21 protein-coding genes are annotated in these 25,643 nt (G+C 62.1%); 8 read left to right on the forward strand and 13 right to left on the reverse strand.

Going from position 1 to position 25,643, the window contains the following annotated elements; genetic code table 11:
• Position 1: 1 nt before the first annotated feature.
• The 4 genes from J2J98_RS27965 to J2J98_RS27980 form a co-directional block, all read right to left on the reverse strand.
• Entirely contained in the window at positions 2-829 is an 828-nt protein-coding gene (locus J2J98_RS27965) for a carbohydrate ABC transporter permease (RefSeq protein WP_064709386.1), read from the reverse strand.
• A complete protein-coding gene (locus J2J98_RS27970; protein WP_138396057.1) occupies positions 826-1,704 on the reverse strand; it encodes a carbohydrate ABC transporter permease in 879 nt (292 codons plus the stop codon). The genes J2J98_RS27965 and J2J98_RS27970 overlap by 4 nt, the downstream gene beginning before the upstream one ends.
• 66 nt (positions 1,705-1,770) lie before the next feature.
• On the reverse strand, positions 1,771-3,054 hold the full coding sequence (locus tag J2J98_RS27975; RefSeq protein WP_207604094.1) for an ABC transporter substrate-binding protein: 1,284 nt from the start codon (positions 3,052-3,054) through the stop codon (positions 1,771-1,773).
• 37 nt (positions 3,055-3,091) lie between these two features.
• Positions 3,092-5,413, reverse strand: coding sequence for an alpha-L-rhamnosidase (locus J2J98_RS27980; protein ID WP_207604095.1), 2,322 nt, complete (start codon positions 5,411-5,413; stop codon positions 3,092-3,094).
• 142 nt (positions 5,414-5,555) lie between these two features.
• Between J2J98_RS27980 and J2J98_RS27985 the strand changes: the two genes are divergently transcribed.
• Entirely contained in the window at positions 5,556-6,614 is a 1,059-nt protein-coding gene (locus J2J98_RS27985) for a LacI family DNA-binding transcriptional regulator (RefSeq protein ID WP_207604096.1), read from the forward strand.
• Positions 6,615-6,665: 51 nt separating this feature from the next.
• On the opposite strand, the gene J2J98_RS27990 is transcribed toward J2J98_RS27985, so the two are convergent.
• Complete coding sequence (locus J2J98_RS27990) at positions 6,666-7,577, reverse strand: dihydrodipicolinate synthase family protein (RefSeq protein WP_064709391.1); 912 nt, start codon at positions 7,575-7,577, stop codon at positions 6,666-6,668.
• Between the two features lie 137 nt (positions 7,578-7,714).
• On the opposite strand from J2J98_RS27990, the gene J2J98_RS27995 reads away from it, so the two are divergent.
• Together J2J98_RS27995 and J2J98_RS28000 are read left to right on the forward strand one after the other, a co-directional pair.
• Positions 7,715-8,419: a GntR family transcriptional regulator gene (locus J2J98_RS27995; RefSeq protein WP_138396060.1), complete on the forward strand. Its 705-nt coding sequence runs from the start codon at positions 7,715-7,717 to the stop codon at positions 8,417-8,419.
• Positions 8,420-8,464: 45 nt separating this feature from the next.
• Positions 8,465-9,607 (forward strand): M24 family metallopeptidase, encoded by a 1,143-nt coding sequence (locus J2J98_RS28000; protein ID WP_207604097.1) that lies wholly within the window; start codon positions 8,465-8,467, stop codon positions 9,605-9,607.
• Between the two features lie 371 nt (positions 9,608-9,978).
• Here the strand turns inward: J2J98_RS28000 and J2J98_RS28005 are convergent, their stop codons facing one another.
• The 3 genes from J2J98_RS28005 to J2J98_RS28015 all read right to left on the reverse strand — a co-directional run bounded on the left by J2J98_RS28005 (position 9,979) and on the right by J2J98_RS28015 (position 15,177).
• Positions 9,979-10,509 (reverse strand): c-type cytochrome, encoded by a 531-nt coding sequence (locus J2J98_RS28005; protein ID WP_207604098.1) that lies wholly within the window; start codon positions 10,507-10,509, stop codon positions 9,979-9,981.
• A gap of 439 nt (positions 10,510-10,948) precedes the next feature.
• Positions 10,949-14,104, reverse strand: coding sequence for an efflux RND transporter permease subunit (locus J2J98_RS28010; protein ID WP_207604099.1), 3,156 nt, complete (start codon positions 14,102-14,104; stop codon positions 10,949-10,951).
• Entirely contained in the window at positions 14,104-15,177 is a 1,074-nt protein-coding gene (locus J2J98_RS28015) for an efflux RND transporter periplasmic adaptor subunit (RefSeq protein WP_207604100.1), read from the reverse strand. The genes J2J98_RS28010 and J2J98_RS28015 overlap by 1 nt, the downstream gene beginning before the upstream one ends.
• A 231-nt stretch (positions 15,178-15,408) precedes the next feature.
• On the opposite strand from J2J98_RS28015, the gene J2J98_RS28020 reads away from it, so the two are divergent.
• From J2J98_RS28020 to J2J98_RS28030, 3 genes are all read left to right on the forward strand, one after another.
• Positions 15,409-16,095 (forward strand): response regulator, encoded by a 687-nt coding sequence (locus J2J98_RS28020; protein ID WP_138396065.1) that lies wholly within the window; start codon positions 15,409-15,411, stop codon positions 16,093-16,095.
• A 2-nt stretch (positions 16,096-16,097) separates the two neighbouring features.
• Positions 16,098-17,357: a HAMP domain-containing sensor histidine kinase gene (locus tag J2J98_RS28025; protein WP_207604101.1), complete on the forward strand. Its 1,260-nt coding sequence runs from the start codon at positions 16,098-16,100 to the stop codon at positions 17,355-17,357.
• 101 nt (positions 17,358-17,458) lie between these two features.
• Positions 17,459-18,910 carry an efflux transporter outer membrane subunit gene (locus tag J2J98_RS28030; protein ID WP_207604102.1) on the forward strand — a complete coding sequence of 484 codons (1,452 nt, stop codon included), beginning with the start codon at positions 17,459-17,461 and terminating at the stop codon, positions 18,908-18,910.
• Positions 18,911-18,927: 17 nt separating this feature from the next.
• Here the strand turns inward: J2J98_RS28030 and J2J98_RS28035 are convergent, their stop codons facing one another.
• The 5 genes from J2J98_RS28035 to J2J98_RS28055 are packed head-to-tail and all read right to left on the reverse strand — an operon-like array spanning position 18,928 to position 24,838.
• Positions 18,928-19,764, reverse strand: coding sequence for an HpcH/HpaI aldolase/citrate lyase family protein (locus J2J98_RS28035; protein ID WP_207604103.1), 837 nt, complete (start codon positions 19,762-19,764; stop codon positions 18,928-18,930).
• The gene (locus J2J98_RS28040) at positions 19,761-20,213 is read right to left on the reverse strand and encodes a MaoC family dehydratase (protein WP_207604104.1); all 453 of its coding nucleotides are present in this window, start codon (positions 20,211-20,213) and stop codon (positions 19,761-19,763) included. The genes J2J98_RS28035 and J2J98_RS28040 overlap by 4 nt, the downstream gene beginning before the upstream one ends.
• On the reverse strand, positions 20,213-22,078 hold the full coding sequence (locus J2J98_RS28045) for an acetyl/propionyl/methylcrotonyl-CoA carboxylase subunit alpha (RefSeq protein ID WP_207604105.1): 1,866 nt from the start codon (positions 22,076-22,078) through the stop codon (positions 20,213-20,215). The genes J2J98_RS28040 and J2J98_RS28045 overlap by 1 nt, the downstream gene beginning before the upstream one ends.
• A 7-nt stretch (positions 22,079-22,085) precedes the next feature.
• Positions 22,086-23,696 (reverse strand): carboxyl transferase domain-containing protein, encoded by a 1,611-nt coding sequence (locus tag J2J98_RS28050; protein ID WP_138396071.1) that lies wholly within the window; start codon positions 23,694-23,696, stop codon positions 22,086-22,088.
• Positions 23,693-24,838 carry an isovaleryl-CoA dehydrogenase gene (locus J2J98_RS28055; protein WP_207604106.1) on the reverse strand — a complete coding sequence of 382 codons (1,146 nt, stop codon included), beginning with the start codon at positions 24,836-24,838 and terminating at the stop codon, positions 23,693-23,695. Before J2J98_RS28055 ends, J2J98_RS28050 begins: the two co-directional genes overlap by 4 nt.
• Before the next feature lie 134 nt (positions 24,839-24,972).
• On the opposite strand from J2J98_RS28055, the gene J2J98_RS28060 reads away from it, so the two are divergent.
• Together J2J98_RS28060 and J2J98_RS28065 are read left to right on the forward strand one after the other, a co-directional pair.
• Positions 24,973-25,233 (forward strand): type II toxin-antitoxin system Phd/YefM family antitoxin, encoded by a 261-nt coding sequence (locus J2J98_RS28060; RefSeq protein WP_207604107.1) that lies wholly within the window; start codon positions 24,973-24,975, stop codon positions 25,231-25,233.
• Positions 25,223-25,642: a hypothetical protein gene (locus J2J98_RS28065; protein WP_207604108.1), complete on the forward strand. Its 420-nt coding sequence runs from the start codon at positions 25,223-25,225 to the stop codon at positions 25,640-25,642. The genes J2J98_RS28060 and J2J98_RS28065 overlap by 11 nt, the downstream gene beginning before the upstream one ends.
• The last annotated feature ends 1 nt before the right edge of the window (position 25,643 follow it).

Raw genomic sequence — 25,643 nt, forward strand, 5'->3', positions numbered from 1 at the left:
GCTACCCTTTTACTCCGCCCGCCGTCATGCCCGCGACGATCTGGCGGTTGAAGAAAATGAAGACGATCAGCGGCGGGATCGTCACGAGGAGGATGTTCATGAAGAGCAGATTGTACTGGCTCGAATACATGCTCTGGAAATTATAGAGCGTCAGCTGCACCGTGACGTTCTCCTTGCCGGGAAGGTAGTAGAGCGGATTGGTGAAGTCGTTGAAGATCGCGATCGACTGGACGACGATATTGGTCACGGTCACCGGCTTCAGAAGCGGCAGCACCACCCGGAAGAAGATCTGACGCGGCTTGGCGCCGTCGATCAGCGCCGCCTCGTCGAGATCGCGCGGGATGGTCGAGATGAACGAGCGGTAGAGCAGGATCGAAAAGGAAAGATTATAGGCGACCTGGATCAGGATCATCCCGGTCATGGTCTTGAAGAGGCCGATGTCCTGCAGGAGGCCGATAGTGGGAACAACGGCCGGCGGCATCATCAGCCCCATGAACAGTGCAACGAAGGCCACACGGTTCCAGGCCGTATTGCGGCGCTGCATGACATATCCGACCATTGCCGACAGGAGGATCAGGATCGTGACGGAAACGACCGTGATCAGCGTCGAATTGAAATAGGCGAGCACGAGCTGATAGTCGCGCGCCTTGAAAACGGCGACGAGATTATCCCAGAACAGCCAGTGCTCCGGGAGTTCGAAGTCGAGGCGGGAGGCTTCCGATTTGGATTTGACCGCCTGGAGAGCGACGAAGACGAAAGGCATGACGAAGATGACTGCCGCGACGGCAAGGGCTATCGCGCCCGTTACATAGGGTCGGACGCTTCTCATTCCTCGACCTCGCGCCGGTTGAACCATAGGGTGAATGGCAGAATGATTACGGCAATCAGCCCGAACAGAATGACGTTTCCGGCCGTCGACAGGCCATAAAAACCAGCCTGGTACTGCTTATAGATGACCGAGGCGATCACATCGGAGGAGAAGCCAGGCCCACCGCGCGTCATAGCCCATATGAGATCGAAGGAACGCAGCCCGCCGATCAGCGACAATGTCACGACGATGACGGTGGCCGGGCGCACGAGCGGCAGGGTGATCCGGAAGAATTGCTGGAGCCGCGTGGCGCCATCGATCCTGGCGGCCTCGTAATAGTCGGGACTGATCGCAGCCAGACCGGCAATGAAGATCAGGGTGGCAAGGCCGACACCCTTCCAGACGTCGACCAAGGCGACGGAGAAAAGCGCGAGCGCCGGGTTGGTCAGCCATCCCGGCCCCGGGATGCCGAGCGTTTCGAGCGTGACATTGATGATGCCCTTCGTCGGATGCATCATCACCGCGAAGGTAATGCCGATGCCGATCGTCGAGACCAGGACCGGGAAGAAGACCAGCGTTCTTAAGAAGCCGCGGGCGAAGATATTCCCGGTCAGGAGCACGGCCAGCAGCAGCCCGCAGACCGTCTTGAGCCCGGACGTCGTCACGGCATAGATCAGAGTATTGATTAGTCCCTTTATCAGGAACGGCTCGGAGAAGAACTGCTGAAAGTTTTCGAGCCCAATGAATTGCGCCGTCGAAAGATCCCAGCGCGTCAGGCTGAACCAGAGAGAAGAGACCGTAGGAACCAGAAACAGCACGCCGTATACGATGGCAGCCGGAATGAAAAACCACAGCGGGTAGGGCGATTTGCGCGAGCGGGGGCGTGTCTCGATCATGACTACCTCTTCGAGCGGGAGGAACCTCGCTCCATCAGGAGCGAGGTCGGGTGGCCCGCAGGGCCGCTACCAATTGGGCAGGCCGAGCTGCTTGGCCTGTTTGCGCACATCGTCATCATAGAGTTTCGCCGCGTCGGCGGGCTGGCGGATGCCCGAGCCGACTTCGACGGTGATCTGTTCGAGTGACGGCCCCTTGACTGGCGATACGAATTCCAGCGCCGGCGTCGTCTTGCCCTCGGTCTCGAAGTAAGGGAGCATGTCCTTGACGACAGGAGGCACATCGGCGGGCAGATCGCAGCCATCGACAAGCGAAGGCCCCTGAACGGTGTTGGTGTCGACCATGATCTTGCAGCCCTCGACGCCTCCGGCGAAATCCACGAACTTCTTCGCTTCTTCGATATGCTGGCTGGCAGCGGGAATGTAGAGCGCGGGCGGCATCCACACCGTCAGGCCATTGACCGCGGCATCGTCGCTCGGCTGGGCAAAGAAACCGACATCGCCGAGGTTTTCGGGATAATTCTGTTTCAACACGCCGACTGCGAAGGTCAGCATCGGATAGTGCGCCGCCTCGCCGGTCGCGACCATTCTCAACCCGTCGTCATAACTTGCCGCGCCGAAGTCCTCGTTCATCAGGCCGGCATCGTGAACATCCTTCAACCGCTCGAAACCTTTCATGGCCGCCGGCGTCTCGGCATATTTCGCCTTGTTGGCGGTATAGTCGGAGGCGAAGTTCGGCACTGCGGCATGCAGATTATAATAGTCGGCCAGCACGAAGAGTTGCGAGGTCCAGGTGTCGCGATAGGTTTGTGCGACGGCGACTTTGCCCGCAGCCTTGACCTTTTCATTGTTCGCCATGAACTCCGCCCATGTTTTCGGGACGGAGAGGCCGAGGTCCTGGTAGATCTTTCTGTTATAGAGGATCCCGCCCGCCATCGCCGTGCCGAAGGGAACGCCGTAAAGCTTATCTTCGGCGCGGACGACGGATTTGAAACCTTCATTCACCTTTGCCTGAGACGAAAGGCTGCTGAGGTCCACGAGCGTCTGAGCAGGCTTCAGCGCCTGCAGCAGCGAGCCGGAATTATAGAGGAACACGTCTGGCATCTCACCCGTCGCCAGACGCGTCTTGACGATATTGTCGCCTTCGCCGCCGCCCGGCCGCTGTTCGATTTCGATGGTCACGTCGGGCGCCTTGGCCTGGTAAGCAGCAACCAGTGCCTCGGCGGCCGCGACAGTATCGGGACTGTTGTCGATCAGGAATGACAGCGTGGTTTCCGCATGCGACGGGTTAGCCGCTGCCAGCGCAACAAGCGTGGACGCGCCCGCGAGAATGAGCCTTATCCGATGTGTCATGACGTTCCTCCTCTGAACGGTGTGACCTATATGCTCCTCAGTAATCGGGTAGGGAAAAGACCAGCCGGTGCGTGCCCGGGGGAAGAATCGCCTCCTCGATGACGGGCTCCCCATTGAGCGACGGGTTCCGGTGCCGGCCGCCGGGCCGGAAGCGGCCGACGCAGCCCTCCGGAAGCGTCAGCACATAGGTGACCTCGCTGCCGGCGCAGGCCCAGCCGACGTCTATGCGCCCCTGGCTGATATCGTGATAGGCTGAAACCGGAGAAAGCGACGCGATCGGCGCGGGATCGACGATCACCTCGGCAAATCCGGGCGCCTCCGGGCTCGGCGAAATGCCGGCGACACATTCGAACAGCCATTGGCAGACGGCGCCATAGGCATAATGATTGTAGCTGTTCATATCGGGTTCGTAGATGGTGCCGTCGGGCGCCATGGAATCCCAGCGCTCCCAGATCGTCGTCGCCCCCTTGGACACCTGGTAGAGCCAGCCCGGCACGTCCTCCTGCAGGAAGACCTTTTCGGCGAGGTCGTCCATTCCGAGCTTCGTCAGGGCCGGCAAAAGGGCAGGCGTGCCGATGAAACCGGTGCCGATCTTGTAGTCGGCGTCAATGATCACCTTCCGGAAATGTAGCCGGGCAGCTTGCTGATGCTCCGCCGGTATCAGATCATAGAGGAAAGCCAGTGCATAGGATGTCTGGTCATTATGGGCGAGCCGCCCCGCCGGCGTGATGAACTCGTTGGCAAAGGCCAGCCGGATCTGATCGGCGCGGCTTTCCATCTGCTCTTCGAGCCCATGCTCGCCGAGAATGCCGGCGATCTTCGCCAGAAGATCCGTTGAGATGAAGTGGTAGAGGGTGGCCGCGCAGTCGTCGGCAATTGTCGGGCGCGGCTTTCTGTTGTCGCCGACCGGCTGCAGCCAGTCGCCGAAGGTAAAGCCGCGGGCGCCCCAGTGCGAGGGCGGACGGACGATCGGGCCGTTCGAGATGGACCAGACGAAATCGACCCAGCGCACCATCGAATCCAGGCACTCCGAAAGAACGGCCCGGTCACCGTAATGGGTGTAGAGCACCCACGGGATCACGACGATCGCGTCCCCCCAGCCGGTCGAGCCGGCATAGCCCGGGAAATTACCGGGGTGCAGACGCGTCGGGTCCGGCGAGAAATGCGAGACGGCGCCGTCCTCGCGCTGGTCGGCCATCACATCCCGCAGGTATTTCCTGAGGAAGGACCGGCTGTCGCTCAGCCAGCATGCGGTTGCGGCAAAGACCTGGGCGTCGCCCGTCCAGCCCAGGCGTTCGTCGCGCTGCGGGCAATCCGTGGGCACTTCGATGAAATTGGCGCGCTGCGACCAGATGGTGTTCTCGACGAGACGATTGACGAGCGCATTGCCCGAGGTGAAGCCGCCCGCGGGCTCAGGCACCGAGGAGATCGGGACGGATGCGATGGCGAGGATTTTCGCATCGCCCTTGACCGTCACTCGGGCATACCGGAAGCCGTGAAAGGTGAAATGCGGCGCATAGGTCTCGTCGCCGTCGCCGCGTAGCGTGTAGAGGGTGTGCGCCGCCGCCGTGCGATAATTGCGATTGTCGAAATGACGGTCGGGGCCGAGCACTTCCGAATGCTCCACCTGCACTTCGGCGCCGGCAACACCCCGGACCGTGTATCTGACATAGCCGCCAGCATTCTGGCCAAAATCATAGACGGACCTGCCGTCATCGTCGGTCCAGCTTTCGATCGGGGCAAGCGGCCGCAGCTCCTGCACCGCCGCGGTTTCATGCGCGACGAGCAGCGTTCTGTCGAACGGCAGACTTTCCGTGCCATGGGACTCGTTGAGATTTTCCTGGCGGGCATCATAGATCTCGCCGAAATAGATCCCCGATTTCCGGATCGGCAGGAGGCCGCTACGCCAGGTGGTGTCGGTGGAAAGAATGACGCCGCCAGGGCCGACCAGATCGGCGATGGCGCCGATCCTGTCGCCCCAGCAGTTCGGGATCGCCTTGGCGCCCCACATCAAAGGTGAGCGGTACCATCCGTCGGCAAGCCAGATTTCGATGCGGTTGAAGCCCGGCTTGAGCAGGTTCGAGACAGCATATCGCTGATAGGCGATGCGATCGTCGTAGTTCGTCCAGCCCGGCGTCAGCAGGTCGGCGCCGACGCGGGCGCCGTTGATGAAGCAGCGGTAGAGGCCAAGGGCGGAGATGAAGAGTTCGACCGGAAGCCCGGTGCCATCGTGATCGAAGGTCTTGGAGACGAAGCTCGCGGGCGTTCCCTGGCCGCCGTCCGACAGCGGCGCGATCATCTCTCCCGACCAGGCGCGCGAAACGAGATTGCCGTCGATGGCTGTCGGCTGAAAGTTCATCAAGTCCTCCCGGTCATTTGTAGAACGTTCTCCATATAACGTTCTACATTTTTTTCGGAAGCGCAATAGAAATTTCGTCGCCACTCTGCCATGGTGGTTACGGGCGATCGTTGACGGCCCGCAGAGTAAGCCCAGAGATTTCATGTCGATCGAAGACAAACAAAGACTGCAACGCAATGATCGCGTGACGATCCGGACAGTGGCAACGCATGCGGGCGTATCGGTGGCCGCCGTGTCCAAGGTGATGCGAAACGCCTATGGCGTCAGCGAAGCGCTGCGCGCAAAGGTGACGGAGGCCATCGAGGCGCTCGGATACCGGCCTTCACGGGCGGCGCGGGGGCTGCGGGGCCGCAGTTTCACCATCGGCGTGCTGCTGATCGATATCCGCAATCCCTTCCTTCCCGAGGTGATCGCCGGCGTCAACGGCGTGCTGGCCCCTTCGCACTATCAGGCGATGATCGGCGTCAGCGATGCGCGCGTGCAGCTCGAGACGTCCCTGATCGAGTCGATGATCGACTACAAGATGGACGGCCTGATTCTCGTTGCACCGCGCCTGCCCTCTGAGATCATCGCAAAATTCGCGGTGGAGATACCGATTGTCGCGGTTGGTTACCACGATGCCGGCGCCACGGCCTTCGACACCGTCAATGCCGACGACCAGCGCGGGGCGGAGATTGCGGTGGAAGCTCTGCTTGCCTGCGGCTATCGCGACATCGAAATGCTGAGCCTCGGCGAGCGCGAGGGGCATCAGGTTTCCGTCGTCCGCCAGCGTGAGATCGGCTTCCGCCGGGCAATGCAGCGCGGCGGGCTCGGCTCGTCTGCGACGATCACCAAGATCCCGATCGCTCCGCCAAAGCGGGAAGAAACGATGCGGAAATTCCTGTCACGGAAAAATAGGCCGCGCGCCGTCTTCTGTTGGAGCGATCTTGATGCCATCACGCTGCTCAGCCTGGCGATGGAGATGGGCGTGCGTGTGCCGGAAGATCTTGCTGTCGTCGGCTATGACAATTCTTCGACCGCTGCCCTCGGTCTCGTCAATCTCGCAAGCATCGATCAGTCGGGCAGGGAGCTCGGCCAGGTCGCCACCCGGACGCTGATTTCGAGGATAGAGGGCCGCACAGGCGCCGAGCATATTTTCCAGATACCGTCGCTGGTCAGCCGCAACAGCCTCACTCGCTCCGTCAACGCTCCAGGCACATAGCCCCAGAAATGGCGAGGCCGGCTGCCGTTGCGGGCTGCCGGCCTCGCAGTCTCAGGCGGCCTTGCCGAGTTTCGTGGGCCGCGTCGCGGCAGCCTTCTCGACCATGGCGGTGACTTCGGTGCGCCGTGCCCCCGAAAGCGGCAGGCGCGGCATGCGGACCCGTTCGGAGCCGCGGCCCATGATCTGCTCGGCGAGCTTGATCGACTGCACGAGGTCATGCTCGGCGTCGAGATGCAGAAGCGGCATGAACCAGCGGTAGATCCTGCGGGCCTCTTCCCAGTCGCCGCGTTCGGCCGCAGCAACGAGCTGCACGGATTCCTCCGGGAAGGCGCTGGTCAGGCCGGAGACCCAGCCCTTGGCGCCGAGCATCAGGCCTTCTAGCGCAACGTCATCGAGGCCGGCGAAGATATCGAAGCGGTCGCCGAAGGCGTTGATGAGATCGGTGAAGCGGCGCGGATCAGGCGCGCTTTCCTTGACCGCCTTGATGTTTGGAACGTCGGCAAGCACCTTCAGCACGTCGACGCCGATGTTGACGCGGTAGGCGGGCGGATTGTTGTAGAGCATGATCGGCAGCGACGTCGCCTCGGCGACGGTCCGGAAATGCGCGATCAGCTCTTCCGGCTTCGGCACGTAGACCATGGCCGGCAGCAGCATCAGGCCGTCGGCGCCGAGCTTTTCGGCATCGCGGGCATAGGCGACGGCGCGGCGAGTATCGAATTCGGAGACGCCGGTGACGACGGGAACGCGGCCATTGACGACCTCGACGGCGGCTTTCAGGATGGTGCGCTTCTCATCGGGATCGAGCGAGTTGTTTTCACCGCATGTGCCCATGACGATCAGCCCGTTGACGCCGTCGTTGACGAGCGCGTCCTGAACGCGCTGGGTTGCGGAAAGGTCCACGGAAAGGTCTTCGTTGAACTGCGTCGTTACGGCGGGAAATACGCCCTTCCATCCTGTTGTCATCGATCGAAACTCCGTTAAGGTGTGTTCCTTATATACAAACTGTCGACAGTACTCAATCGTCCTGATTTTAAAAATTTGTCGCCGTTGCGGAAATCGGCCAAAACGCAATACAAGGCTCTCATGAACGGGAGGGACGGATGCAAAACGAGGCGGAAAATGTGCGGGTGCGAGGTTCCGGCACGCAGAGCGTCTATGTCACGCTGCGCCGGCAAATCCTGTCGATGGGGCTTGAGCCAGGCAGCCCCCTCGATGAGGTGCGGCTGTCGGAGCGGTTCGGCATGTCGAGAACACCCATACGCGAGGCGCTGTTGCGGCTTGCCGCCGATGGGCTGGTCACGACCCTGCCGAACCGGAACACGATCGTCGCACCGATCGATTTTGCCAACCTGCCCACCTATTTCGAAGCGCTGACGCTGATGTACCGGGTGACGACTCGCGGAGCGGCGGGGCGGCGGAACGACGCGATCATGGAGACCATCCGCCGCCACCAGAAGGACTTCGCCGGCGCCGTTGCCGCGCGCGACGCCTATGCGATGATCGAGGCGAACCGCGAATTCCACGTGGCGATCGCCGAGCTTGCCGGCAACTCCTATTACACGGCCTTCTTTGCCAGGCTGCTCGACGAAGGCCGGCGGATCCTTCGCCTTTATTATTCGACGTTCGAAGACCGGCTGCCGCGCCAATATGTCGATGAACACGAGGAAATCATCGCCGCGATCGAGGCCGGTGACGCCGAACGCGCCGATCGGCTGGCGATTGCCCACGCCGGCCAGATCGTCCGCCAGATCCAGGACTATCTCGCCCGCAACCTCGATCGGCCGGTGGCGATCGGTCTGTCCTGAAGCGCTGCGCGGGACTAGGCATAACGGTAAGAACAGGAAAACGACATGTCGTGGCAGCATCCCATACCCCGCATCACCGAGGATGAGCGGCAGAACCGCCTCACCAGGCTGCGAGAAGCGATTGACGCCGAAGGACTGGCAGGCATGCTTCTCGGCCCGACCGAAAGCCTGCGTTATTTCACCGGCCTCGTCTGGCACCCGAGCGAAAGGTTCCTCGGCGCGCTCATCACCCCCACGGCCCTTTCCTATATCGTTCCCGGTTTCGAGCGCAGCCGCGTCGAAACCCTGCCGCATCTGCCGGGGGAAATTCTGGTCTGGGAAGAGGAGGAAAGCAGTGCTGCACTCATTTCCCGCCTTGCCAGCCGAGGCGGCAGGCTTGCACTCGACGATGGTCTGCCGCTGTTTTTCTATCACGCCTTGGCCGCGGCGATGGGCGCCGAAAGGCTCGCCGATGGCGGACGACTGATCCGCGGCCTGCGCCGCATCAAATCCGTCGCGGAGATTTCGCTGATCCAATATGCGATGAACCTGACGCTCGACGTGCACAGGCAGGTGCATGGGCTGTTGAAGCCGGGCATCACCTCATCCGAAGTGGTCGATTTCATCGACCGGCAGCATCGCCAGGCGGGCGCCGATGACGGCTCGACATTCGCAATCGTCTCCTTCGGCGCGGCGACCTCGCTTCCGCATGGCGCCGACGGCGAGCAGATCCTTGGCGATGACGACGTCATTCTTGTCGATACCGGCTGCCGGGTCGACGGCTACCATTCCGATATCACCAGGACCTATATGCTCGGCGGCGGCGACGGCGACTTTGAGCGTGCCTGGTGGATCGAACGGGAGGCGCAGCAGGCCGTCTTCGATGCCGCCCGGATCGGCGCCGCCTGCTCGAGCCTCGACGATGCGGCCCGCAAGGTGCTCGCCAAACATTCTCTCGGCCCCGACTATAGTCTGCCAGGATTGCCGCATCGCGCCGGTCATGGCCTGGGACTCGCGATCCATGAAGAGCCTTACATCGTTCGCGGCAACGACACGTCCCTTGCCGCCGGCATGTGTTTTTCCAACGAACCGATGATCGTCTTCCCCGATAAATTCGGAATCCGGCTGGAGGACCATATCTATATGACCGCAGACGGACCTCGCTGGTTCACCGATCCGGCGGCCGCACCCATCGAGCCGTTCTCCTGAGCGGGCGAATGCCATCAGTCCGTGCGCCAGTTCGCGCGGTGCCAGGTCTCCTGGAAAACATGAGCGACGGACGCCGCTTCACTTCTCAGAGCGGAGACCCTGTTGATCCGCAGCGGCCGGATCGCCACCGCTTCGATCGGCTACGCCAGCGGCGCCTTGCCTGATTTCAAAGCGACGGAGCGGCTCTCTTGACTTCCATGGACGTTCAGACGGGAGCCCGTATCTTGCTGGCCTCCGGACACTTCAAGCTATGTCAATATTGGAGGCAGGTCGGCATGTCGTTGAAAACCGTCAAGACACCGGCGTATCTGCGACGGGCAGTCTCGGCAGGTTACCTGCTTCCATCACCTCATCGCAGCATTCGTCACTTTCTAGTTTGGCGCGCTGGCTGCGGTTTCACCCGGCGGCATGATCCGGAACAAAAAGGTTGAAACCTTCTCCCCCGGCTTGAAAGGTCCTGGGACCTGATTAGTTACCGGTTTCAAGCTTTGAAGGAACGCTGCAATTGATGTCACGTCTTCGTCAGTGAGCTGCGCGAATGCATGCCATGGCATAATTGGCGCCAGGACGCGACCGTCCGGCCTCTGCCCGGTCTGAAGGGCAGTCACAATCTGTTCCCTGGTCCAGCTGCCGATGCCGGTCTCCTTGTCAGGCGTAATGTTGCGGCCGACAAAAACCCCCTGGCCCGGGATCTCAAAACCAACATCCGATCCACCGAGAAATCGCTCGGTGTCCGGCTTTCCGAAGAAATATCCCGGTGTGTGGCAGTCGTTGCACCCGCCGACCGTGACGAGATATTCGCCGCGCGCAATCTGCGGATCATCGGCCGCTGCTGCCATGCTCAACGGTAGCTCCAACGCACAAGCGGCTAAAAATGCGAACCGAACGCTAAATCGAAACATTTTACCCTCCGTGTTACGGCCGCCCGCAGCCGAAAAGGACTGAATATCACGATGAAGTTGTTCTATATATTAGCCACTTCGAATTATCGAATTGTACGGGGACGCAGGCCGCCAGGCAGGCAGTGAAAAAGCGCCACCACGCGAGCAGGCCTGCATGTATTTTCGCGAGCACGGGGCGCGGCCGCTACTATTCGATCGACGACGGCCGGATTGTTATCACTTCGCTCGGGGGCGTCGGCCACCAGCGGCACCTTGCCCGATTTCGAAGCGATGGAGCAGTTGTCTAACGCATAGCAGGACGCGCAGGCGGCTTGTGGCCGCCTGCGGGGGAACACGTCCCGCGGCTTTGTTCCTGGGGAGGAACTACACCGAAGAGGCTGCCGTCACCGACCGTTGTCTGGAGCGGGACCCTCTGCCCAAGCGATTGGGGGAGCGGAGATCATCTCTGAGCGTGCCCCCGCCTTGATTGCTCGGGCTGGAAGGCGATGGCCGCGTGATCGTTGGAGGCCTGCGGTTTATCATCGGCGATCTCCTGGGCCAGGCCGATCCGGCGCAGCAACCGTCTGAGCGCCTCGTCCAGGTCATCGACGAAGGTGAAGATGACAGGGATGACGACGAGGCTGAGCAGCGTCGACATCATTACGCCGCCGATTACCACGATCGCCATCGGCTGCCGGAAGCTCGAATCGCCGCCGGTCAGGCTGAGAGCGACCGGAAGCATGCCGCAAGCCATGGCGATGGTGGTCATGACGATCGGCCGGGCGCGCTTATGGCAGGCATCCACGAGGGCATCGAACCTGGACATGCCCTGGCGGCGTGACATGATCGCGTATTCGATCAGCAGGATCGAGTTCTTCGTCACCACGCCCATCAGCATGAGAAGCCCGATGACGGCGGCCAGCGAGAAGCTGGTCCCGGTCACCACCAGCGGCACGAGCGCGCCACCGAGCGAGAGTGGCAGAGCCATCAGCAGGGTGAGCGGCTGCAGGAAGTCGTGGAAGAGCAGGACGAGGACCGCGTAGATGCAGAACACGCCGATCGCCATTGCCAGCCCGAAGCTCTGGAACAGTTCCGAGCTGCGCTGAAGTTCGCCCTGCTCGACAAGTGTAACGCCCGAGGGCAGATGCTGTAGCGCCGGCAGCGCCTGTGCCTCGCGGTTGACGTCGCCGAGGATGCGGCCGTTGAGTTCAACCGATAGGGTGACGTTGCGCATCCGGTCGATGCGGTCGATTTCGGAGGGACTGCCGCCGATCCGGATATCGGCGATCGATCCGAGATCGACACTGCCGTTCGTGCCCGCCACCCGCATGTTCTTGATATCGTCAAGGCTGGTGCGCGACTCCGTGCTGAAGCGGACAACGATAGGAACCTGGCGCTGCGGCAGATTGAGCTTTGGCAGACTGGCGGAATATTCGCCGTTCGTCGCCACGCGCGCGGCCTCGGCGATGGCGCTCGACGTTACTCCGAGCGAAGCGGCGCGCGCGAAGTCCGGGGTGATCTGGATCTCCGGCGCCTGCCTTGCCGCGGTCGATGTCACAGCTCCGATGCCTTTGAGCGTACGGAGCTGCTCCTCGAGCGCCGTGCTGGCGCTGTCGAGGGCGTTAGCGTCGTCGCTGGCAAGGGTGATCTCCAGCTTGGTGCCGTTGGCGCCATTGCCGACTGCGACCCGCACGCCTGATAGAACCGAAAGAGCCTGCCGGATGTCGTTTTCGATTTCCGACTGCTTGCGGTCACGCTCGCCGATCGGCGTCAGCACAGCGACGATCGTGGCGGAATTGACGCTGCTCGTGGTGCTGACCTCGGCGCCGCCACCCGAAGATGCGGAGCCGACCGAGGAAAAGACATGCGTGACATCCGCGAGCTTGCGGACGAGATCGGCGGCTTTCCTCGTCATGGCATCCGTTTGCTCGATCGTGGCGCCCGGCTGCATGGTCAGCGTGATCTGGGTGCGCGCGTCGTCCGAAGCCGGCAGGAACCCGGATTTCAGCAGCGGAATAGTGGAGAGAGATAGCGCGACGACAATGGCGGTTACGGCCACGGTGGTCTTTCGCCGGTTCATGGCAGCTTTCACGATTGCCAGATAAGCGCGCATGATGCGGCCATCCGTTTCCTCCGTCGGAGGGGCGGCCTTCATGAAATAGGCGGCCATCATCGGCGTCAGCAGGCGGGCGACGACCAGCGAGGCGAGAACGGCGACAGCGGCCGTGACCCCGAACTGGCGGAACAGAAGTCCCGGAATACCGCTCATGAAGGCCGTCGGCAGAAAGACGGCGACCAGTGTGAAGGTAGTTGCGATGACGGCAAGCCCGATCTCGTTGGCGGCTTCGAGGGCGGCATCGATCGGCCGCTTGCCCATCTGCAGGTGGCGGGCGATATTTTCGATCTCGACGATGGCGTCGTCGACGAGGATGCCGACCACCAGCGACAGCGCCAGCAGCGTGATGACATTCAGGCTGAAGTCGGCAAAGTACATGATGAGGAAGGTGGGGATGACAGACAAGGGCAGCGCCACGGCCGACAGGATCGTCGCGCGCCAGTCGCGAAGGAAGAGCCAGACGACGATGATCGCCAGGATCGCCCCCTCGTACAGCATGTGCATCGAACCATCGTAGTTGTCGATGATCGGCCCGATCGTGCTGTAGGCTTCGTCGATCTGGACATTGGAATGTTTTGCGGCAAACTGTTTCATCGCCGTGTCGACATCGCCGGCGACACCGCTGTCGGAAAAACCGTTCGAGCGCTTGATCTCGACGGCGATCACCGGTTTTCCGTCGAGATAGGCCATCGAAGACCGCTCCGCGAAGCTGTCCGTGACGGATGCGACGTCGTCGAGACGAACCTGCTGGCCGTTGGTCAAGGGAATTCTGAGCCCCTTCAGCTCATCGACCGAAGCTACGGCGCCGAGCGTACGCAAGGTTTGCCGAGTGCCACCGATTTCGCCGAGACCGCCTGACGTGTCCGCCTGCACGGCCTTCAGCTGCGACGACACGGTCGCTGCCGTGACCCCGAGCGACGCCATCGTCGCGGGATCGAGATCGACGTGAACCTCGCGGTCGATACCGCCGATGCGGTTGACTTCTCCGACGCCGGACACCGAGAGCAGCGCCTTGGTCAGATCATTGTCGACAAACCAGGAAAGCTCGGTTTCGTTGAGAGCAGTCGAGCGGACGGCATAGGTGACCAGCGCGGAGCTTTGAACCGTGACCTTGGTGACGCTTGGTGTCTCCATCTGCGCCGGAAGATCGCCCTTGACGCTGTCGACGGCGTTGCGGACTTCGTTGAGCGCCGCTTCGCTGTCTTTATCCAGCTTGAAGGAAACCTTGATAGAGACGGTGCCGTCGGTGATGGTCGTGGTGATGTGGTCGAGATAGCTGAGCGAAGCCAAACTGTCTTCGATAGTGCGGGCGACCTCGGTTTCGAGCTGTGCCGGCGCCGCTCCGTCGAGCGTCGCCGTGACGCTGATCGTCGGAAGGTCCATATCGGGGAAGTTCTGGACCGCCAGGGTCTTGAAGGCCAAGAGTCCCCCAACCGTCAGCATCACGAACAGCAATATTGCCGGGACGGGGTTGTGGATCGACCATGCCGAGAAGTTCATCAGCTTTTCTCCGCGATCTTCACGAGGTCATTGTCCGAGAGGAATGCGCCGCCCGAGGTCACCACCTTCGACGTCCGGTCCATGCCGGAGACGATTTCCACCTCGCCATTGTTGCGACGGCCGGTTTCCACCCGGACCCTTTGCACCCGGTGATCATCGCCTGCGGTGAATACGTAACTGATCCCGTCCCGGAACACGATTGCGGTCTCGGGCACGGTCAGCGCCGGCGAAGTCTCGAGCTCGATGTCGCCCGTGATATAAAGGCCCGTGCGCGGACGGGCGTCGACCGGCAGCGTGACATAGACGATTGCCCGGCTGGTATCGGTGCTGACCGATGGCCCGACAAGTCTCACCTTGCCTTCGATGGCGTGGCCTTCAGGCCCGTTGACCTTGACGCTCAGGCCTTGCGAAATGCGCGGGAGGTAACGCGAGGAAACCTCGGCCTGCCATTCGACCCGCTGCTGGCGAACCATGCGAAACAATTCGGTGCCGGCGGAGACGACAGCACCGAGATCGGCGGAACGCGAGGTGATGAGGCCGTCGTCGATGGCCGTAATGGTCGTCTGCGCAAGCTTGATCTTTTCGCTGTCGAGCGCGGCCTCTTCTGACGCAAGACTTGCCGTTGCCGTCTGTTCGTCGGCGAGATAATCGACGATCTTCTCATCGGAGAGCGCCCCTGAAGGCTGGAGCTGCCGCGCCCGGTCGGCATTGGCTTTGGCCTTCGAAAGGCTTGCCTTGGCGGTCGCGACGGCGGCCTCCTGCTTGCGAAGATCGGCGAGCACGCTTTCCTGGGAAAGCCGGACAAGCGTCTGGCCTTTCGTGACCACGGAACCGACATCGACCAGAACATCGGTTATGCGCAACCCGCTCGTCTCGGAGGCGATGACGGCTTCCTGCCATGGTTTCAGCCATCCGCTCGCCGGAACGGTCTCAGGCCAGTCTCGCTGGGCCGGCGCCGTCAGAGAGACGGTGAGAGCGGTTGCGGCAGCCTTGTCCGCCATGGCATTGCGAAGGGGGGAGACGAGTGCGGCCGCAACGACGGCGGCCGCGAATAGTCTGGACGGTTTTCTCAACGATGCACTCCTTATGGTCAAGGCATCGTGCCTTTCCCGATCGGCGCAATCGACCGAAGGATTGCCGCTCATGCACGGCAACCGGGCTCTCAGCGCGCGACGATGTCATGGCAGGATAAGTAACGGGGCGAACGTTAAGTGCGGTCAAGCTAGTGTTAAGTTGAGTAAAACTTACCCGCATGAGTGCGATTGTGCTGTATGGCTTGCCCGGATTGATAACGGATAACGCGAATGAACAAGGTTCTCCTGATCGACGACGATGCGGAGCTGACGACACTTCTGCAGGAATATCTGGTCGAAGAAGGATATGATGTCGTAACGGACACGGATGGTCGCGCCGCCATTGCTGCGGCGGCCGGCAATACGGTCGACATCATTGTGCTCGACATCATGATGCCCCGCATGAATGGGATCGAAGTTCTCCAAAGGATCCGGAAGCTCAGCCAGGTCCCCGTTCTGATGCTGACGGCCAGAGGCGACGACGTGGACAGGATATCCGGTCTCAATCTCGGCGCCGACGACTATGTGCCGAAGCCGTGCTCTCCGGGCGAACTTGCGGCGAGGCTGCGGGCCATCCTGCGCCGGGCGGGTCAGCCGGCGGCCGGCGTATCGACCGACACGGTGAGAGCGGGGCGGCTGGTGATCCATCCGGGCAGTAGGCTTGCCGAGTGGCGCGGAGAAACCCTTGACCTGACCGGCACGGAGTTCAGCCTGCTCGAGGTCCTCGCCCGCAGCGCCGGCCAGCTGGTGTCGAAGCAGGAAATTTCGAAACGCGCCTTCGGCAAGCCGCTGACGCCGTTCGATCGCCGTATCGACGTCCACATCAGCAGCGTTCGCCAGAAGCTCGGGCTGCGGGAGGACGGACAATCATGGATTCAGTCCGTCCGCGGCCAGGGTTACCAACTTCTCGTGGACTGACCATGCCCCGGCTTTTCTGGAAGTTCTTCGCGATCATCTGGCTGACGCTGACCACGACCGTCGGCGTCATCATCCTGCTCGTCAACCTTCTCCAAGGCGTGCCTTTTGCGCGGGAACTGGAACAGGAGCGACGGTCGATCGCGTTGGACCTAACTGCAAATGTGCTTGCGAGGAACGGCGAGGAAGCGGCAGCATATTTCGTGCGTTCAAGTGAAGAGACGCTGCCGCACGGTCTGACCATCTCCAGAGCCGCGAAACCCGATGCCTGTTCGGATCCGAAGGCGGCTGATACGCGATCCGTTCTGAAGGAGGGGATCTGCTATCGGATATTCCTGCCAGCCCCTCCCACTTTCACCTTCGAGAATTTTGGCCCGTTTCTGCCGTGGCTCACGATCCTGATCTCCAGCACGATATCCGCCTGGGCACTGGCACGATACCTCATCCGCCCCGTGGTGCACTTGCGCGATGGCCTGAGCGCGCTTGCGCATGGCCGCTTCGACTTCCGCATCGGCGACAAGATGGCCGGCCGGAAGGACGAGGTGACGGCGCTTGCCCATGACTTCGATTCGAGCGCCGCACGGCTTCAGGAACTTCAGGACGCGCAGCAGAGATTGTTTCACGACGTTTCTCATGAACTGCGTTCGCCTTTGTCCCGGCTGCAGGCCGCCGTCGGGGTGCTCCGGCAGAGTCCGGCCAAACTTGGCGCCATGCTGGATCGCATGGACCGGGAGGTCGAACGGCTCGACGTGCTGGTGGGAGAGGTTCTGACGCTTGCCAGGCTGACGGCGGGATCCGGCCTGCCGCTGAAGACGCAGACCGTCGATGTCATCGAGTTGTTGAACGAAATCCTCGGCGATGCGGCCTTCGAAGCCCAGGCAAGGGAGGTCTCGATTACGACGAGCGTCGAGGGTATCTTCCGAGCCGAGGTCGAAGGCGAGCTGATCTACCGGGCGCTGGAAAACGTCGTCCGCAACGCGGTCAAATACACGGCCGAGCATTCGTTCATATCCGTGTCTTGCGAGACGGCAGCCGACCGCATCAAGATCTGCGTCACGGATCAGGGGCCAGGCGTCAAACGGGACGAACTCGAACGAATCTTCCAGCCATTCTCACGCGGGAAAGAGGCGGTGCCGAGAGGCGGATACGGCCTCGGACTCGCCATCACCAGGCAGGCTATCGAACGCCATGGCGGACGTGTGCATGCGTCGTTGCCGGAGGCGGGGGGGCTGGCGATCACACTGGAGCTCCCCAGAAAGCGTTGATCCTTTCTGCCGGGTTTTACCTAACTTTACAGTTTCTTAACCGTCATTAACGCTGGCGTCGCTAAGCCTGAACCCACCATCCCGGTTCAGAAGGCTCGCCAGTGAGTAAGTCGCTTCACACAAGATTAACGTCCCTCCGCTACGCCGCATCCGCGTTCACACTGCTGCTCGCAGGTTGCGTCAGCGGCCCGGATCACGTTCTCCCTGAGATGCCGCTTCCCGCGAAATTCGAGCGGGGAGGTAGCAAGAGCAACGGCGATGTCGTGACGGCAGAGTGGTGGACGGGCTATCGCGACAAGAAGCTCGATGGGCTGGTCGCCCACGGAGTGAGCGAGAATCTTGATGTGCTGCAGGCGCTGGAGAGTATCAATTCGGCTTTCGCCAACGTCACTGTCGCCGGTGCAGGCGGTCTGCCGAGCCTGAGCGTGGACGCATCGCACACCGTGTCCGGCGAAAAGGGGCGGCTGCGCACGACGGTCGGCACCACGAACACCACGGGAGGCGATGTCAGCCTGTCCTGGCTGCTGGACTTGTTCGGCCAGTATCGTCGCTCGAAGGAGAGTGCCATCGCCTCTCTTGGGGCCGCCTATGCCACGGCCGACAATGCAAAGCTCACCTTCCTAAAAGACCTGATCGAGAGTTATATCGACGCTCGCTACTATCAGGAGCGGATTGCGCTTTCACAGGCGAATTTGAAATCCCGCCAGCAGACTTACGAACTCACGCAGCTGCAGCTGAAAGCTGGTGCGGCCTCCCGCCTCGACGCGGTTCAGGCCGAGGGCCTGGTACAGTCGACAAAGTCGGAAATTCCCCGCCTCGAACAGAGTTTCACCGAGTCGGTCCATCACATTGCCACTCTGCTCGGAATGCCGGCGGCTTCGCTGACGGACGAGCTGCGCAAGAATACAGGCCAGCCGGTGTTCCGCGGCGACATTCGCGCCGGTATCCCGGCAGATCTCATCCGCAACCGTCCCGATATAAGGAAGGCCGAACGCGAGCTAGCGGCGGCCGTGGCCGATATCGGTGCAGCCGAAGCCCAGCTCTACCCGTCGATCTCGCTCTCCGGGTCGATTTCGCCGAGCTGGATCAAATCATCGGGCACCAGCGGCGCAAGCCTGACCAGCTGGTCGTTCGGACCGACTCTCAACCTGCCGATTTTCGATGGCGGCAAGTTGCGGGCCAATGTCGATATCGAGAAATCCGACGCCAGAACCCAATATCTGGCGTGGAAAGCGGCGGTGCTGAACGGGGTCGAGGAGGTCGAGAATGCGCTTGCGGCCGTCCGCCACGACACGCAGACGCTGGGACCGTTGCGCAGGCAGGTGCAGACGGCGCAGGAATCGCTGGCGCTTTCGACCACGAGCTACAAGGATGGCGCCTCTTCACTGCTCGACGTTCTGGACGCGCAGCGGTCGGTCTCAGATGCCCAGGAAAGCCTCGCTGCCACCGTGCAGCAGGTCGCGAAGGATTATGTGGATCTCTATGTCGCCATCGGCGCCGGTTACCTCGAGCCGGAGCAGGCCGCCTCCAGGCAAACGGCAAAGTCGGGCTAATTCGCCGTAGATTCGGCCTATCGTCGGGCGCTTTCCAGAATGCGCAGCGCAAGCTTGAGGTGCGGCAAGTCAAGCATACGCCCGTCAAGCTGGATGACGCCGGCGTCGGGCTTGTCAGCAAAGGCGGCGGCGACTTTCTCGGCCCAGGCGACCTCGGAGACGTCAGGTGTGAAGGCGTGATTGATCCCTTCCACCTGGCTCGGATGAATGGCCATCATACCGGAGAAGCCGTCGCGCCGGGCGCGGCCGAGATAGGCTCTGAGACCGTTGAGATCGCGGAAATCGGGATAGATGGTTTCGATTGCGGGAACGGCAGCTGCATGGGCTGCAAATAACGTGAGCGAGCGGGCAAGCTCGTAAGGTGGCGTATAACGGCCGTCTGTCCGTCGCGCGGTCGAAGCTCCGATCGCGGCCGGCAGATCCTCGGCGCCCCAGGTCAGGCCGCAAAGGCGCGCCGAGACCTCCCGGTAGCTGCCGATCTCGAAGATTGCCGACGGCGTTTCCGTCGCGATCGGCAAAATGGGAAGAGCCGGTGTCAGCAAGGCTGCGAGTTTGCGCACGGACCCGGCCCCCTCGGCCTTCGGCAACATGATCGCGAAAGGATCAAGGCCGCTAAGCGCGACAAGATCGCCTTCGAATTCGGGCGAAGTCAGGGGATTGATGCGGATCAGCAGATGTGTTTCGCCGGCATGGCGCAGGACGAATTCGTGCACGGCCTCGCGGGCTCGCGGCTTGTTTGCCGGCGTGACCGAATCTTCCCAGTCGAGGATGACGGCATCGGCGCCCGAGGTGAGCGCTTTTTCGAAACGCTCCGGCCGGTCGCCGGGCACGAAGAGCAGCGAGCGCAGCCTCATGACGGTTTACCCTTCAGCATCGCCGTGCGCAGGCACTGGCAAACGATCTCGTCACGCTGGTTCAACGTGACATGCCGGAAAGTGACGATGCCGGCATCGGGGCGGGAGTTCGAGCGCCGCAGCTCCGTCACCTCGGTTTCCACCCGCAGCGTATCGCCGATGAAGACCGGCTTCGGCATCGTCACCTTGTCATAGCCGAGATTGGCGACGAGCGTGCCGAGCGTAGTGTCGCCGACCGAAAGGCCGATGGTGAGCGCAAAGGTGAAAGTGCCGTTGACGACGATCCGGCCGAACTCGGTGCCGGCGGCATAATCGGCATCGAGATGCAGCGGCTGCGGATTGTGGGAAAGCGTGGTGAACAGCAGGTTGTCGGTCTCGGTGACCGTGCGACGGATCGCGTGGGCGATGCGATCGCCGACCGCCCATTCGTCGAAATAGCGGCCGGCCATCACGCCTGCTCCTTCATCACAGTGACAACAAGCTGGTTTTCCGAAACCCGGACGCCCGTGGAAACCTGCAATTTCCCAACGATGCCATCGAAGGGCGCGCGTAGCGTATGTTCCATCTTCATCGCTTCGACCGTCAGCAGACGATCCCCCTTGGCGACACGACCGCCTTCGGCGACGTCGACCGATATGACAAGGCCGGGCATGGGCGAAAGGATCGCGCCGTCGACCGCACCCTGGCTTGCCTCGACCTCGCCCGCATGGGGCAGGCCGATCGGCCAGGCATTGCCGGCGTCGAAAAGCACCGTTTTTTGGTCGACCTCGACGGCATTCGCCTCAAGGTCGGGGCGCACACGCCCCCAGTAGAGGTGACCGTCAATGCGCACTCGAACGCGGCCGTCGCCTGGCCCGGCGATGCGAAAACCGGTGAGGGCTGACCAAGGATCGTCGGTCGTGCGCTTTGAAAGCACCGTGGCGGCGCTGTCGATCGCCGTTTCATCCGGCTGCTTCGCGGCAAGGCTTTCGCCGTGGCGGTCGAGAAAGCCGGTGTCGATCCGTGCGGCGCGAAAATCCGGGTCGATGGCAATGCGGGCGAGAAGACCGGCATTGGATCTGACCGGCCAGACCTCGATCTCGGCGCAGGCAGCGGCGAGCTTCGACAGTGCGGCCTCGCGGTTCGGCCCATGCGCGATGATCTTGGCGATCATCGGATCGTAGAAGGCGGTGATCTCATCGCCCTGTTCGACGCCGCTATCGACGCGGACCGCCTCCGGAAGTTTCAGATGTTCGAGCCTTCCGGTCGAGGGCAGGTAGCCGGCGGCGGGATTTTCGGCATAGAGCCGGGCTTCGAAGGCCCAGCCTTTCATGGCGATCTCGTCCTGGCTTTTCGGCAGCGGCTCGCCGCTCGCGACCTTCAGCTGCCAGAGCACCAGATCCTCGCCAGATATCGCTTCGGTCACCGGATGTTCCACCTGCAGGCGCGTATTCATCTCCATGAACCAGATGCGATCCGGTCGCAGGCCTTGCGAGGCATCGGCGATGAATTCGACAGTGCCGGCGCCGACATAGCTCACTGCTCTTGCGGCCTTCACCGCCGCATCGCAGATCGCCGCGCGCGTGGCGGCATCAAGCCCTGGGGCTGGGGCTTCCTCGATGACTTTCTGGTGCCGGCGCTGCAGCGAACAGTCGCGTTCGAAAAGATGGACGCAGTTGCCGTGCTGGTCGCCGAAGATTTGCACCTCGATATGACGCGGGTTGACGATATAGCGTTCGATGAGAACCCGATCGTCGCCAAACGAGGCGGCGGCTTCGCGGCGGCAGGAGGCGAGGAGCTCGCTGAAATCCTCACGCCGGTCGACGCGGCGCATGCCCTTGCCGCCGCCGCCGGCGACAGCCTTGATGAGGACGGGGTAGCCGATGGCATTGGCCTCGGCCGCAAGCCTTGCTTCGCTCTGGTCCGGCCCCAGATAACCGGGCGTGACCGGCACGCCGGCTGCCTGCAACAGTGCCTTGGCCGCGTCCTTCAGGCCCATCGCCCGGATTGCGGCCGGCGGCGCGCCGACCCAGACGATGCCTGCCTTCTCGACCGCTTCGGCAAATTCGGCATTTTCCGACAGGAAACCGTAGCCCGGATGGATCGCGGCCGCGCCGGTTTTGCGGGCTGCTTCGAGGATGCGTGCCTCAGACAGATAGCTTTCGCGGGCCGGCGGCGGCCCGATGGCGATCGCCTCGTCGGCTTCTCTGACGAAGGGCAGGCCGGCATCGGCCTCGGAATAGACGGCGATGGTGCGGATGCCGGCAGTCTTTGCCGTGCGGATGATGCGGCGGGCGATTTCGCCTCTGTTGGCTATGAGAAGGCTTTCCATCATAGCCGCCTCACATCCGAAACAGCCCAAAGCGCGGCCCTTTTGGGATCGGCGCATTCAGGCAGGCGGAAAATGCAAGGCCGAGTACTTCGCGCGTCTGTTTGGGATCGATGATGCCGTCGTCCCAGAGGCGGGCCGTGGCATAATAGGGATTGCCCTCGGCCTCGTAGCCGGCGCGGATCGGCGCCTTGAAAGCCTCCTCTTCTTCGACAGACCAATTCTCTCCGCGCGCCTCCAGCGCGTCGCGGCGGATGGTGGCGAGCACGGAGGCGGCCTGTTCACCGCCCATGACGCTGATGCGGCTGTTCGGCCAGGTGAAGAGGAAACGCGGGCGATAGGCGCGGCCGCACATGCCGTAATTGCCCGCGCCGAAACTGCCGCCGATGATGACGGTGACCTTCGGCACGGTCGCTGTCGCAACCGCCGTCACCAGCTTTGCCCCGTCCTTGGCGATGCCGCCGGCCTCATAGCGGCCGCCGACCATGAAACCGGAAATATTCTGCAGGAACAGCAGCGGCACCCGGCGCTGGCAGGCGAGCTCGATGAAATGCGCGCCCTTCAGCGCGCTTTCGGAAAAGAGCACGCCGTTATTGGCGATGACGGCGACCGGCATGCCCCAGATGCGGGCGAAGCCGCAGATGAGCGTCGTGCCGTAGAGTGGTTTGAACTCGTGCAGTTCCGAGCCGTCGATGATCCGGCCGATCACCTCGCGCACGTCATAGGGCGAACGCACGTCATCGGGAATGAGGCCGAGGAGATCGTCGGCATCGAGCTTCGGCGGCCGCGGAGGCTGGATGTCGATATCGACCGATTTGACGCTGTTGAGGCTGGCGACGATATCGCGCACGAGAAGCAGCGCGTGCTCATCATTTTCGGCGACATGATCGACAACGCCGGAGCGGCGGCCATGGGTCTCGGCGCCGCCGAGCTCTTCGGCCGAGATGATCTCGCCGGTTGCGGCTTTGACCAGAGGGGGCCCTGCGAGGAAGATCGTGCCCTGATTGCGCACGATGACGGTTTCATCAGACATGGCCGGCACATAGGCGCCGCCGGCCGTGCAGCTTCCCATCACGCAGGCGATCTGCGGAATGCCTTCGGCCGACATCTGCGCCTGATTGTAGAAGATCGCGCCGAAATGGTCGCGGTCGGGGAAGACCTCGGCCTGATGCGGAAGATTGGCGCCGCCGCTATCGACCAGATAGAGGCAGGGCAGCCGGTTCTGCAGGGCGATCTCCTGCGCCCTGAGATGTTTCTTCACCGTCATCGGGAAATAGGCCCCGCCCTTCACCGTCGCGTCATTGGCGACGATCATCACCTCACGGCCGGAAACGCGGCCGACGCCTGATATGATGCCGGCGCCAGGCGCCTCGTCGCCATACATGCCGTTGGCCGCCAGCGTGCCGATCTCCAGGAAAGGGCTGCCGACATCGAGCAGGAGCTGAATGCGGTCGCGCGGCAGGAGCTTGCCCTTGCCGGTATGGCGCTCGCGCGCCGTCTGCGATCCGCCCTCGCGCGCTTTCGCCGAACGCGCGTAGAGTTCGTCGATGAGGGCTTTGTTCTTGGCGGTATTGGCTTTGAAGCTTTCGCTGTCGCGATCGATCGCAGTCGAAATCACCGTCATGATGCGATGAGCTCCCGCCCGATCAGATAGCGGCGAATCTCGTTGGTGCCTGCGCCGATATCGTAGAGCTTGGCGTCGCGCAGGAAGCGCTCGACCGGCCATTCCTTGGTATAGCCGGCGCCGCCAAGCGCCTGGATCGCCTCCAGCGACACCTTCACCGCGTTCTCGCTTGCAAAGAGGATCGCGGCGGCCGCATCGGTGCGCGTCGCGCGGCCGGCATCGCAGGCGCGGGCGACGGAATAGACATAGGCGCGCGCCGAATTCAGCGCGACATACATGTCGGCGATCTTGCCCTGCATCAGCTGGAAATCGCCGATTGCCTTGCCGAACTGCTTGCGCTCCCGCACATAGGGCAGCACGACATCGAGGCAGGCCTGCATGATGCCGAGCGGGCCGCCGGCAAGCACGGCGCGTTCGTAATCGAGGCCGGACATCAGGATTTTCACGCCTTCTCCCTCCCGGCCCATCAGCGCCTCGGCCGGCACCTCGCAATCCTGAAAGACCAGTTCGGCCGTATCGCTGCCGCGCATGCCGAGCTTGGAAAGCTTCTTGGAAACGCTGAAGCCGGTCAGGCCCTTTTCGATGACGAAGGCGGAAATGCCTTTCGGGCCGGCCGCCGGATCGGTTTTGGCATAGACGACGAGCACGTCGGCATGCGGAGCATTGGTAATCCAGAACTTCGTGCCGTTCAGAATATAGCGGTCGCCCTTTTTCTCGGCACGCAGCCGCATCGAGACGACATCGGAACCGGAGCCCACTTCCGACATGGCGAGCGAGCCGACATGTTCACCGGAGATCAGCTTCGGCAGATGACGGCGTTTCTGCTCAGATGAGGCCCAGCGGCGGATCTGGTTGACGCAGAGATTGGAGTGGGCGCCGTAGCTCAAGCCGACGGAAGCCGAGGCGCGCGAGACCTCCTCCATCGCGACGACATGGTCGAGATAGCCGAGACCGGCGCCGCCGAACTCTTCCTCGACGGTGATGCCGTGCAGGCCGAGTGCGCCCATCTGCGGCCAGAGTTGACGCGGAAACGTATTGCTTTCGTCGATCTCCGCAGCCAGCGGAGCAATATGATCGGCGGCAAATCGCGCCGTCGTTTCGCGGATCGCGTCCGCGGTTTCGCCGAGCGAAAAATCAAACATAGCACTCCTCCCGCTGAAATATGTAGCGCGGGTTGCGACAGGTTCAAAGTGCCTGCGAATGAAGCGTATGAGAACTTTTCTGGAAAAGATGGAAAACATGGAATATATGGATATCAAGTAGGAGATACTATTCGATGCGACAGTTCACGACGGGTGATCTCAACAAACAGGTCGGTGACGTCACCGATGCAGCGAGCCGCGAACCGGTCGTTCTTACCCGCCACAATAAGCCACGTTTTGTGCTGATGAGTTATGAGCATTATGAGCGCCTGCGCAGTGGCACAGATCCGCGCCGCGCCCATGCCGCCTCGGAGATGCCGGGCGCGCATGCCGAGTTGTTTGGTGATGCGATTGAGCGGCTGGCAAAGGGCGAAGGCTACGACGATGAGCCATGAGTTTCGTCCTGGCGAGCTGATAATCTATCCCTATCTCTGGGTATGGCAGCAGCAACGTGGCGAGACTGAGGGACGAAAACAGCGGCCGGTCTGTGTCGTGATTGCAATCAGCAGTGCCAGTGATGGAAATACGCACCTCGTCCTGCTGGCAATTACCACACAGCCACCGCAGCCGGGGAGGGTTGCCCTGGAAATTCCCGATATCGAGCGCCGACGGGGCGGTCTTGGAGATCTCAAGCAGAGCTGGATCGTCGTTGACGAATACAATTACGACATCGTCGAGCACTCCTGGTACATCGAGCCTCATCAACAGGTCCTCGGTCGCTTCAGCAAATCCTTTATGATGAAGATTGCCGCCATGTTCTCGAAGGCGCGAAGTCAGTCGGGTGGGGTTAAGCGTTTCGACTGAT

Origin of the sequence: Rhizobium bangladeshense, assembly GCF_017357245.1 — a bacterium.
GTDB lineage: Bacteria > Pseudomonadota > Alphaproteobacteria > Rhizobiales > Rhizobiaceae > Rhizobium > Rhizobium bangladeshense.

Coding starts and splice junctions, on each gene's coding strand:
- J2J98_RS28065 (WP_207604108.1), top strand. CDS start 25,223: ATGAGCCATGAGTTTCGTCCTGGCGAGCTGATAATCTATCCCTATCTC.
- J2J98_RS28045 (WP_207604105.1), bottom strand. CDS start 22,078: ATGATGGAAAGCCTTCTCATAGCCAACAGAGGCGAAATCGCCCGCCGC.
- J2J98_RS28020 (WP_138396065.1), top strand. CDS start 15,409: ATGAACAAGGTTCTCCTGATCGACGACGATGCGGAGCTGACGACACTT.
- J2J98_RS28010 (WP_207604099.1), bottom strand. CDS start 14,104: ATGAACTTCTCGGCATGGTCGATCCACAACCCCGTCCCGGCAATATTG.
- J2J98_RS28040 (WP_207604104.1), bottom strand. CDS start 20,213: ATGGCCGGCCGCTATTTCGACGAATGGGCGGTCGGCGATCGCATCGCC.
- J2J98_RS28035 (WP_207604103.1), bottom strand. CDS start 19,764: ATGAGGCTGCGCTCGCTGCTCTTCGTGCCCGGCGACCGGCCGGAGCGT.
- J2J98_RS28005 (WP_207604098.1), bottom strand. CDS start 10,509: ATGTTTCGATTTAGCGTTCGGTTCGCATTTTTAGCCGCTTGTGCGTTG.
- J2J98_RS27990 (WP_064709391.1), bottom strand. CDS start 7,577: ATGACAACAGGATGGAAGGGCGTATTTCCCGCCGTAACGACGCAGTTC.
- J2J98_RS28060 (WP_207604107.1), top strand. CDS start 24,973: ATGCGACAGTTCACGACGGGTGATCTCAACAAACAGGTCGGTGACGTC.
- J2J98_RS27985 (WP_207604096.1), top strand. CDS start 5,556: ATGTCGATCGAAGACAAACAAAGACTGCAACGCAATGATCGCGTGACG.
- J2J98_RS28050 (WP_138396071.1), bottom strand. CDS start 23,696: ATGACGGTGATTTCGACTGCGATCGATCGCGACAGCGAAAGCTTCAAA.
- J2J98_RS28000 (WP_207604097.1), top strand. CDS start 8,465: ATGTCGTGGCAGCATCCCATACCCCGCATCACCGAGGATGAGCGGCAG.
- J2J98_RS28055 (WP_207604106.1), bottom strand. CDS start 24,838: ATGTTTGATTTTTCGCTCGGCGAAACCGCGGACGCGATCCGCGAAACG.
- J2J98_RS27975 (WP_207604094.1), bottom strand. CDS start 3,054: ATGACACATCGGATAAGGCTCATTCTCGCGGGCGCGTCCACGCTTGTT.
- J2J98_RS27995 (WP_138396060.1), top strand. CDS start 7,715: ATGCAAAACGAGGCGGAAAATGTGCGGGTGCGAGGTTCCGGCACGCAG.
- J2J98_RS27980 (WP_207604095.1), bottom strand. CDS start 5,413: ATGAACTTTCAGCCGACAGCCATCGACGGCAATCTCGTTTCGCGCGCC.
- J2J98_RS27965 (WP_064709386.1), bottom strand. CDS start 829: ATGAGAAGCGTCCGACCCTATGTAACGGGCGCGATAGCCCTTGCCGTC.
- J2J98_RS28025 (WP_207604101.1), top strand. CDS start 16,098: ATGCCCCGGCTTTTCTGGAAGTTCTTCGCGATCATCTGGCTGACGCTG.
- J2J98_RS27970 (WP_138396057.1), bottom strand. CDS start 1,704: ATGATCGAGACACGCCCCCGCTCGCGCAAATCGCCCTACCCGCTGTGG.